The sequence below is a fragment of the Pseudoalteromonas sp. Isolate6 genome (assembly GCF_022398435.1).
In the GTDB taxonomy this organism is placed as follows: Bacteria; Pseudomonadota; Gammaproteobacteria; order Enterobacterales; family Alteromonadaceae; genus Pseudoalteromonas; species Pseudoalteromonas galatheae.
Map to the genome: position 1 here is coordinate 1 of NZ_JAKEVK010000183.1, position 9,722 is coordinate 9,722.

Here is a 9,722-nt window from a genome sequence, read left to right on the forward strand (position 1 = left end):
TGGCTCTAACTCAGTAATTACGCCTGTATCATAATCAATCGTCGCGATAATGTAGCCAGAATGGATAAATCGACCACTACCATCATCCGTGATTATTTGGCTAGAGCCGGATTTTTTTAGCTTAACCGTCCCTTTAACAATGGTTTCTGTCGCGCCTAATGTGATGTTCTGACTTGAGCTAAAAGAGTGAAATCTAAAATCCAGCTTTGATAAGTAGTAGATCCAAAGAAAGTAACCGCTAGGCAAATATCTTCCTTCGTACGCTTCCCCTGATACCACCGTGCCGTTGATGGTGTGCTGCCGCCACAGAGAAAACCACGAATGCTCGCGCACAACAACTCTCGTGTAATCAAGCAATAAGTCTGGGATATCAATACTAAACTCAGTGAGGTTGCCAAATGACTCAATCGTTTTGTATCGATAGCCCGTTACATCGCTATCACTGTCCAGCTGTGGTCTCAGTCCTTGTTTAGACTGAGTGCGAGTGACACTTGGCGCTAAGGAGCGCTGCAAGTCTCGCACTCTTAGGTGCAGTTCGCCGCTTTGATATGGCGATGTTAAATGACTCAACCCGTGGTACTTGGTCGCGCTTGCAGTCATAAGCTCCAACATATCTTCAAGCAGCGAGTCGTCGCGTAAATCTGGAGACTCAACCAATAGCGTGCTGACCAGCGGGTCTTCTGGTTGGTCGGCTATGAATACATGTGCATCCGATAGTTTTGTTGCATCATCGCTTCCTACCGCAGGGTAAAGCTTGACCAAATCAAAGGCGCTGCGCGCATGGTCTACGTCGCTGATTGAGCTAAACACATCATTTAGCTTTCCGCTAATCACCGCGTTGTTGGTGCGATGGCCGCCTGCATTGGGGGCGCTGCCGAGCCGCTGGGGTTTGAATATCTTTAAATGACTTCTTAGCATCTTTATACCACTTTTAATCTAAGCGTTATGTTTTCAAAATAGTCAGGCTGAGCATCTGAGTAATAACTAACGGCACTGCCTGTACAGGGCTTTTGACTGTGGTCCCAAACCACGGTGTATACCGTGCCACGTATCGATATATCAAACGCGGTTAGCATGGTTCGGCTTTGGTCAAATAGCGCGATGTAGCTACTCGCAGTCTCCAGCACGCTCTCAATTGTGATAGGCCGACCAGGTAGCAGCGTTTTTTCAATATGGGGCGCGCCGTTAATGGCGAGTTCCGTTTGCTCGGCAACGGCTTGATAATCGTGCTCATCTGTCCACACGGCATGTGGTAGCGCTATGGCGTTAATTACTATCATTGGGCGTTACTCAATTGTTCGAGTTCGTCTAATAGTTGGTCTCGAATGGTGGTGTACAGCTCGGCGGTGTTACCACTGGGCAGTTTGAGTTCCAGCACAATGCGTTTACCGGATTGCTGGCCTGTCAGTAGGGTTAGCAATTTATCGAGTTTGCCATTAACGGCATCGCTCAGCGGCGAGCTATTGTTTGGCCTAGTCGGTACGGGGCTTGAGCTGTAATACTCAGTGTTTTCACGCGGTGTGATTGTGTTTGAGCGTGTGGGATTGCGTTTGGCACTGGCAACTTGCTTGAGTGATTCACGCTGGCGGTCAATTAAATCTCGCAATGCGCGCTTTTGTTCGCCATCGATATAAACGAGCTGTTTAAATATCCGGTCATAAATTTTGGACAGCTCTGATGTTGATGTGGATGCGTTAATCGCACGCTCAAACTGCGCGTATTGTTGCTGCTGCATTTTCTCGCGCTCGCGACGGGCGCGCTCTGCAATTACCTCTGCACTTTCAAATCGATATGCCGCACCTCTCCCTGTTTCGTGCTTTTCCTGATAGTCCACTATCTGCTCAACCGTTGGGCGGTTACGGTTTTGATAGTTACTCATGCTGGTTGCAGCACGGTTGGCGCTTTGGCTTACACGCTCTAACTCTTCTTTTTGCTCGCGTAGGCTTTTTAAGGAGCGCTCATTGGCTTTTGTCGCATCTTCAGTTGCCCGGGTTCCTCGCTTGGTTGCATCCGTTGCTGCATCCTGAGCATTCTTAAAATCACCGAGCAAGTTGTTTACCACAGACAATATTTGGCTAACGCGATCTTTTTTGTGTTGGTAGTCTTCAGCTGACAACGCACCAACTTGGTATTGTTGATTAACTTGGGCAAGTTCTTGCTCAAGTTTGCGCTGCTCAAGACTTAACTGCCGCAAGCTTTTGGTTTCTAGCTCTCGTACGCGAGCTAGGTCAGATTCTTGCTCTATAACCAAACCTGTTTGATGGTTAAGGGCAGCTTGCGCCTTTCGCTTTTGCTCAGCGCTTGCAGTGGAGCTATCAAGTATTCTCTTGTGATTTTCCATTGCAGCTTTGGTTTTATCCAAAGCCGTAGCAAAACGGTTTACTGCATCGCTATTAATGTCTGTGGCAGGCTTGAGCTTGTTAGCAGCGTTAACTAGTTTATCCAATTCAGCAGTTAAACCCAGTGCGGCCGCAGCTGCCTGAACCGATGCTGGCACAGTTTGGTCTGTGGCGCTAGCAGCTTCAATTGCAGCCTGCGCCCACTTCAAAAAGGCTTGTTGCTGCATCGCAACTGGCTCATTGCTTTGTTGGAGTAGTTCAAACGCTCCTTGTAATTTAGTCGCCGTTTGAGTGAGTGCGTCGGCGCTGGTTATGCCCAGTTCTTTATAGGCTTTTTTTACATCACCTGCGAGATATGCTTGGCGCGCTAATGATTCGTTGTGGCTTTCAAACTTAGCTTTCAATGAGTCCAGTAATACTAACTGCTGGCTATACTCAGCGCCTGCGCCAGCGAGTGCAGTACGTGCAGACTCAATGGATTGGATAAAACCATCAACACCAGCGCGCACACCATTTAGGTTTTGCGCCTGTTGCTCTAAAGTTTCTATTACACGTAATGCCTCTGGAATTGTGAGCCTAAGTAGCTCTTGGCGCTTGCGCTCTTCTTCAGCGGCAATGCGTGTGGCTTCAGCGAGTGCTTCCGCTTTACGTGCTGCGTTTTCGTATGCTCCGGTGGTTTCATTCATGACCAGCGTGCCAGCAGCCACGGCTGCCTCTAGCTCTTTTAGGTTTGTTACCACTATGCCAGTGGTTGCACTGATAACTTCAAACTCGCCTTTTAGCTTGGCAGCTTGTAACTCAGCATTGCGCTGACTTTCCGCGACATCCGCTTCTGCTAGTTTTAACTTCCCGTACTCACCAACTAGGTTAATAACCTCATTGGTGAGCGCTAAATAAACACCGCCACGGGCAATCACACCTGCCACATTACGCCAGCGATTTGCAGCAACGGTCGCAGCATTGGTGGCTGTTGTCGCTGCGGTTATGGCGGCTCTATAGGTAACAAATGCCCGGGTGGCACTCACTGCACCTGCCACAACACTACTAAAATAAGAGCCGATTTTAAGCGCAAGCCACGCTTTGGCTACAAATCCTATCTCCTCACGGTATTCATACAGCGTAGTGATGGTGTCTTTGATAGCTGTGCCGGTTGCCACAATGGTGTCGCTGATTGACTGCGCCCATTCTTGCAATCGGCCATCAGCTGCCATTGCTGCGAACTCTTTGTTTAGTTCGCCAATTTGGCCCTTGAGCCAATCCATCGCACCAGACTTAGCAATGAGGTTATAAAACTGCTCCAGATTATCTTTTGCGTTAGATACCTGGCCGCTAAATAGTGCCATTTGTGCAGCCGCACTGCCTGTGCTGGTTCTGCCCATTTCGTCAATCAGCTGTTTGATAACGTCACGGCCTAGCTGGCCTGCGCTACTTAACTTTTGTAGTTCCTGGACGTTCTTACCCGTGACCGTTTGCAGCATATCCCATACAGGAATACCACGTTCAACTAGCTGCAAAATCTCTTCACCTTGCAGTTTCTGTTTAGCCCAGGCTTGGCCAAGTGCGAGACTTATCCCTTCAACTTCCTGATAACTACCACCGAGCTTTAAAGCGCTGTCAGTAATAGATTGCAGCGTGCCGTCCATTGGGTCGAGGCCAAATGCCTTCAATTTCACAAATGCTTGTGATACTTCACCCATTTGTAGTGGCGTATTTTTAGTAAATTCAGTTATCCAGGCGCTGGCCTTTTCACCTTGGGCAATGCTGCCCATGAGACCATTCATCTGAACGCCGAGCTTTTCAAACTTATCGCCCGTTTCAAACACGGAGCGCACGGCTTGGCCAACTTGGTCTAACCCAAAGTAGGCAGCAGCAACCGCTGCGATTTGGCTTGCGACGTTACCCAGGCTTTCTGCATGTGCTTGTTGGGCAGCACTGCCTTGCTTTAGGTCTTGTGTATATCCATCAACGGCTTTACCTGCCTGGTTAAAGCGTCCAGCCAAGTTGCGTTTGGCAATGCTTAAGTTGTTGGTATCGAGACCAGTTCGCTTTAGCTCTTGTTGCAGTGCATTGTGTTTGGTGGTTTGTTGCGTCAGCTCAGCCCGCATTTGCTGCAAGTCTCGCTCTGCAAGGTCAATGCCTCGGGCAAGTTCAACAAATGGCTTACTGGTGTCTTGTGCTTGTTTTTGTAATTGGTCGAGTGCGTGCGCGGCAGCAGCCGTGGCAATTTCTTGTTCTTCAAGCTCTCGTTTGGAACGCTCAAAAGCGCGGATAAGTTCCTGCTGGTTGCCAAGGTCGTCTATTACATCCGCGAGCACGCCTGCTTTTTGGCTGGCGTTCGCTGTAGCAGTGCCGACCTGGTTTAAATCATCGTTTAGTGCTTGCGTATTGCTCGCCGTGGTTTTCGCTTTATTTGCGACGTCTCTGAGCGATTCACCCAGCTTAGCGCTTGCAGTGGTTGACGACGCTAAGTCATCGGCAAGTTCAGTTGATTGCTTACTCGTTTGCTTTGCAGCTTGAGCCGTCTCATCTAAATTCTGGCCGAGTTGGTCTGTGGCAGGTGCAGCATCATCTGCGCTTTGCTCAATACGGCGCAGCTCAGCAACTAACTGTTCAAGGTTTTGCTTGCCAGTGGCTTCAGCCACAATCCGCAATGCGAGTTGGAGTGTTTTATCTGCCATGCCATTTACTCAGTTTGAAAAGAGGTTTGAAATAGTAAAAAGGGGCCGAGGCCCCAACGGGAAAAGTGAGGGTTATGCGCTTATTTCGTCTACAACAAATGGGGCATCTTTTCCGGCCTTGACCTTGGCCGTACCCTCCAGCTCAGCACCAACGTATTCAGTACTTGCCAAGTCCAGCTCTGAGGTGGGTGACATTGAAACGTCGTAAATATCAAACTCCACCTGTTTACCGTTGGCTAGGTTCTCACCCTCACCAAATAGGCGCAGTCGTGATTGCGATTTCAATCCACCTTTGATGCGTTTGCCACTGCGGGCGTTGTATTGGCCAGTAAATGTCACTGCGCCGCCGCTCTCTACAGCACCACCTGGTAATGCTCGGATCAGCCCCAGCGCAAAATTGACTTCATAATCAGTGTGCAGCGTCAACGGGGTTGCCCCTTGCTTTACGTCCATTCCAACTTCAGCAAAGTTTTTATGGCCAAGCTCCACCCACTTATGATCCGCAGGTAAAGTGACGGGCTTGTCCGTCAACTGCCCACTGGCATCGTTAATGGTTGCAACTTCACCCATCAAAGCTAATGCAACCAGCTCTGCTGGTTGGTCATCAAATGCCCAGCTGACGGTGGTGGGTTTAGCAATGCGTACATCGTCTAACGCTTGGCCATAGTCCGCCTTTTTATTCGATGTTCGTACTTTGGATTCAGCCTCAGTTTTTATGGCTAATTTTGTGGTATTGATTGGGCCAATCACGCCGCCATCAGGCTGGCCATTGGCATTAAGGCGCTGAACAAAGACATTGCCAGCAATTAAGTAACCGTCACTCATTATCGGTTTCCTCTCATTCTCATTTGACAGGTAACGGCCAGCGGGTAAAACGCATGGCCGCTTGTGTATCTTGGTTTGATTGGGGTGTTAACGCGCTGCCAAGGGCCAGCATCGCCAGTCATTTTTCCGGCAAGGGCACGAATGGTAGCGGCAATGTTTTTGCCAGCCGCCTTGCTGCCTTTTCGCTCAGCTAAGATGACAAGCCAAGTTTGTTTTAACTGGGTGTTTGCTCCAGCGTGCGCGGTTTCTGCTAGCTGCTCGCCGTAGTAGAGATAAAACAAGGCCGGGGTATGATTGGTTTTGTCTATCTCTGCTAGATCGTCGAGCGCCTTAACGTGGCGTATGCCAGGCACTGCACTTAAGGCTGTTTCTAACAGTTGGCCCGCTGCTAAAAAGTCATCTTTAATTTCAAACATCAGATGAACCCTTTGGCTTTGTTGCGAGCAAATACGCTGCCTGCTGATTCCATCACGGCGGTGTCGTTAGTCTCCGCTTTATCACCTTGACTATCGATACCCAGCGACACTGTGCCTGCATTCACCGCTTTTAAAAACTTCACTGCATCCATGTAGCGTTGGTGAATATGCTCCGGCGCGTTATCGCCGCTTAAAAAGTAGCGGGCAATATCACAACAAATGCGCACCAATGCCGTGGGTACAATGTTAAGTGGCAGCATGTAACGGCCAGATAAGTAGGCGTTAATCTCAGCTGTTGCATCTTCAAGGGCTTGCGTGAGCACAGCCATATCCACTTCACCTAGTGTGCTGTGTTCACGTTCAGTAAGCAGCACCAAGTCTTGGTGGTTAAAGCGGTTTTGCATGTCTTCAGCGGCAGCGTAGGTCATGGCTTATTGCTCCACGTTCTTTAGGGCAGATTGGTAAACCTGCCATGCAGCATCACGCTGAGCAGCAGTTGGCTTTAGTTCACCAGTGACTGGCTCACCATTTTCATCATCACTGATTGAAATGGTTAGCTGCTCGACCGAAGGCTTTTTAGTGAACTGCTCAATGGCCATTACACCAATGAATGGGTGCAGATCTGGATCAACACCTGCAAGGTCAATTTCAACGCCCTCTACACTGGTACAAATACTTCCTGGCTCCATGTTTGGTGTCGCTGTTGTATCTTCACTCGCTTGAGCAATGCGCGACACCGCAAGGCGTGGATCTTTTTCCAAATTCTCCAGTTGTTCAATAGAGATTTTTTCTGCGGGGATGTTGTTTTCACCACTTTGCAAAGTGATCCTCGCTCGCCTATAGCCCGTGGGTTGTGAGTTATGGATCTTGATAAAAGCCAAACCAATGGCGCTAGCAATCTGAGTCTTTTCCATTTCATAGGTTCTCTCTAGAAGCTCTGGTGTGTAACTCACCAGAGCGATTAACTTACGGGTGAATTAGGCGTCTAAGTAGTCCGCTACGCAGAGCTTCAAGCGGCCTTTGAGTTCATTAGATGTGTTGTTTTCGATTTCGCGCTCAAGCAGTTTGGTTGCGACATCTTCAAGCTCTGGTGGCACGACCAATTTAGTCGGGCGAATACCAAGCTTGCGGCCACCGTCAGCTTTAAAAGTACGCATCTTTTTAATTGCGTCCCACAGGTTGTCTGCATTCAGTGCGCGTTTGTTTGCAAAGGCCAATTGCCAGAAACTAAAGCCAGCGGCATCACGACAATCTACGCCGTAACGGAATAGCTTTTTGGTGAACACGGCTTCGTCATCGACTTTGGTCATACTGACAAAAACGGGCTTCTTCCGCTCTTGGAATATGATTGGCTTAATGACTTTCGAGCCATCAATCACATACCAAATTGGCCCTGTATAAGTGCCGTCTTCAGCCATGTTGGCAACGCTTTCAACTGCGCCAGTACCGTCTGCTTTTTCGTAAACAGGGTGGTCAGTATCAAAATAATTTTGGCCGTCATAGCAAAGCGTGGTAAAGCCCGCTCTAAGCAGCGGCCAGCACACTTCATCCGGGTGAATGCCCGCTGAGCGTCCCATTTCTTGCATAAGTGGCGCATATACGCCTAGCTCATCATCTTCAATGTCGTTGCGGTCAACGCTGACTGTGCCTTCAAAATCTTCATTCACAATCGTGTAGCCGTGGGCTTTCATGGATTCAAGCTGACGCTCTCCAACCCACTTTTTAAGTGCAGGGAACTTACCGAGCCAACCATATGTATTTGACTTAGTGTTGGAGCTGATCACCGTTGCTATTTCGGTATATTGCGGCTGTGCTTCACCAAGACCATCTTGGAAGTTCTTTTTAAAGCCCGTTTGTAGGCTGGTTAATAATGCAGGAGTAATAATCGCCATTACTGGTCTTCCTCTTTCAGTGCTGCGTAATCTTTGTGGCTAATACCCAGTTGGTCAGCCGCGTATTTATCTTCGGCAGACAAAGCGGCAACGCCCGTTTTGTCCTGCGATGGTGTTGGGGTTGGTTTGGACTGCTGAGCGTATAGCGCTGCAATAGGTTGGCGGCTATCTAACACCGCATTGAGGGCGGCAAGTCCGCTTTGCTCACCAAGTTGCTTGAGGTAATCAATCTCGGCAGCAATCACGCGGCCCTCAGCTTTGGCTTTATCAATAGCGGTTTCAATAGTCACGCCTTGGTGCTGGCTATTGAGTGCGGCCAGTTCGCCACGTAGTGCGTTGTGTACATCAACTGGCACAAACTTGGTTAAGTCCACTTTAGTATTCGACGTGGCTTGTTGAATTTGTGTGTTCAAGGCAGCAATTTGCTTGTCTTTACCTTCTGCGCCGTCGGCCTTGCTTTTCAGCTCGGTAATGGCCGCTTTGCCTTTTTCGATATGCTCGCTGGTAACATCACCGTCCACGGTAATGCCAAGCGCAGCGAGGAGTTGCTGGGCTTCGTTCATTGGGTTGGTTCCTGTGTTGTTTAATAGGTACTGGGAGTTCAAAACTGCCACTTCATCAAGCCCCGTTAAGGCTGGGTCATTGGTTAAAGCAACATGGAGTAGTACAAGGGGGCGACCTGTTTGCTTGTCGTAAAGAAAAACAGGGCTGACATAACGGTATTCTTTCGCGGTTAACGCGGCATACGCATTTTTAGTCCATTCAACGCTTCTGGCATAAACGCCTTCACCAGGCACATATTCCAGCGCATCAGGCTTAAACCAGCCTGACGCGGGTGCGGGCTGACCATTTTTTTCTTTGTGCAAAGTTTGGTGGTCGTAATCAAACAAAAAGTCTTTAGTGCGGGTAGTTGCAGCAAGTGAAAGTGAGTCAAATGCAGTGGCATCCATGAGCCACTTACGGCTAGGTACATCAAAGGGTCGGCCGTCGGCGCTTTGAAACTCCCCATCAGGGATAATCAATACGCGCTCACTGACACCTTGCTCATTAGGCAAAGTAGCTAAATTACATATGGCTAAGCCAATATTTTGTGTTGTGGTGTTTGGCATACTCTGGCACTAAAACGTTTGTCTTGGTGCCAGTATGTGGTTTTGGGATCGGAGTGTATTTTAAACTGGATTAAAAAAAATACTTCGTTAACTGTCGGTAACTTTTTGATTATGTAATAAACGTCTAAGCTAATTCAGATGTTCGGTAATAAAGCTCCAATCAATCTCGGCAGAGTAAAAAGCCAAGATAACTTGGATAGCAACTAAGGCAAAAATAACTTTTGAGTACCACCGATGAAATAGTATGTTTTTATACTGTATTTCTCTATTTAAAAAATCCAATCTTTGTCCCAGTAAACTTTCCAGCTTTTCGATTTCTTTTTCATGAAAATCTAGTACCCCTAAAACCCAATTTTGATAGCGTTTATCACAATATGTTTTTGTATTGCTTTTTATAGAAATGATTGTTTCTTTGAGTAGACTTAAGTCTCTTGATTGTTTGAAATTCAAGCCAAATTTCAAA

Annotated in this window: 9 protein-coding genes and 1 pseudogene; all 10 read right to left on the minus strand. The window is 48.1% G+C overall.

The window, feature by feature from the left end; all coding sequences use genetic code 11:
- Positions 1-918, minus strand: a pseudogene (locus L1D50_RS18390) (hypothetical protein); the annotation flags it as partial.
- 2 nt (positions 919-920) lie between these two features.
- Positions 921-1,280 carry a hypothetical protein gene (locus L1D50_RS18395; RefSeq protein ID WP_239966557.1) on the minus strand — a complete coding sequence of 120 codons (360 nt, stop codon included), beginning with the start codon at positions 1,278-1,280 and terminating at the stop codon, positions 921-923.
- The gene (locus L1D50_RS18400; protein ID WP_239966558.1) at positions 1,277-5,017 is read right to left on the minus strand and encodes a tape measure protein; all 3,741 of its coding nucleotides are present in this window, start codon (positions 5,015-5,017) and stop codon (positions 1,277-1,279) included. Before L1D50_RS18400 ends, L1D50_RS18395 begins: the two co-directional genes overlap by 4 nt.
- A gap of 72 nt (positions 5,018-5,089) precedes the next feature.
- Entirely contained in the window at positions 5,090-5,842 is a 753-nt protein-coding gene (locus L1D50_RS18405; protein WP_095729134.1) for a hypothetical protein, read from the minus strand.
- Entirely contained in the window at positions 5,842-6,258 is a 417-nt protein-coding gene (locus L1D50_RS18410) for a hypothetical protein (protein WP_239966559.1), read from the minus strand. The genes L1D50_RS18405 and L1D50_RS18410 overlap by 1 nt, the downstream gene beginning before the upstream one ends.
- Positions 6,258-6,686: a phage protein Gp36 family protein gene (locus L1D50_RS18415; RefSeq protein ID WP_239966560.1), complete on the minus strand. Its 429-nt coding sequence runs from the start codon at positions 6,684-6,686 to the stop codon at positions 6,258-6,260. The genes L1D50_RS18410 and L1D50_RS18415 overlap by 1 nt, the downstream gene beginning before the upstream one ends.
- A 3-nt stretch (positions 6,687-6,689) precedes the next feature.
- The gene (locus L1D50_RS18420) at positions 6,690-7,172 is read right to left on the minus strand and encodes an HI1506-related protein (protein ID WP_239966561.1); all 483 of its coding nucleotides are present in this window, start codon (positions 7,170-7,172) and stop codon (positions 6,690-6,692) included.
- Positions 7,173-7,235: 63 nt separating this feature from the next.
- A complete protein-coding gene (locus tag L1D50_RS18425; protein ID WP_095729138.1) occupies positions 7,236-8,150 on the minus strand; it encodes a Mu-like prophage major head subunit gpT family protein in 915 nt (304 codons plus the stop codon).
- Entirely contained in the window at positions 8,150-9,259 is a 1,110-nt protein-coding gene (locus L1D50_RS18430; RefSeq protein WP_239966562.1) for a phage protease, read from the minus strand. Before L1D50_RS18430 ends, L1D50_RS18425 begins: the two co-directional genes overlap by 1 nt.
- 129 nt (positions 9,260-9,388) lie before the next feature.
- Positions 9,389-9,722, minus strand: a 334-nt coding sequence (locus L1D50_RS18435; RefSeq protein ID WP_239966563.1) for a hypothetical protein, incomplete at its 5' end; no start/stop codon positions are given.

Excerpts from the sequence above, each read along its gene's own strand:
- L1D50_RS18420 (WP_239966561.1), bottom strand. The coding sequence starts at position 7,172 with ATGGAAAAGACTCAGATTGCTAGCGCCATTGGTTTGGCTTTTATCAAG.
- L1D50_RS18415 (WP_239966560.1), bottom strand. The coding sequence starts at position 6,686 with ATGACCTACGCTGCCGCTGAAGACATGCAAAACCGCTTTAACCACCAA.
- L1D50_RS18410 (WP_239966559.1), bottom strand. The coding sequence starts at position 6,258 with ATGTTTGAAATTAAAGATGACTTTTTAGCAGCGGGCCAACTGTTAGAA.
- L1D50_RS18405 (WP_095729134.1), bottom strand. The coding sequence starts at position 5,842 with ATGAGTGACGGTTACTTAATTGCTGGCAATGTCTTTGTTCAGCGCCTT.
- L1D50_RS18430 (WP_239966562.1), bottom strand. The coding sequence starts at position 9,259 with ATGCCAAACACCACAACACAAAATATTGGCTTAGCCATATGTAATTTA.
- L1D50_RS18400 (WP_239966558.1), bottom strand. The coding sequence starts at position 5,017 with ATGGCAGATAAAACACTCCAACTCGCATTGCGGATTGTGGCTGAAGCC.
- L1D50_RS18425 (WP_095729138.1), bottom strand. The coding sequence starts at position 8,150 with ATGGCGATTATTACTCCTGCATTATTAACCAGCCTACAAACGGGCTTT.
- L1D50_RS18395 (WP_239966557.1), bottom strand. The coding sequence starts at position 1,280 with ATGATAGTAATTAACGCCATAGCGCTACCACATGCCGTGTGGACAGAT.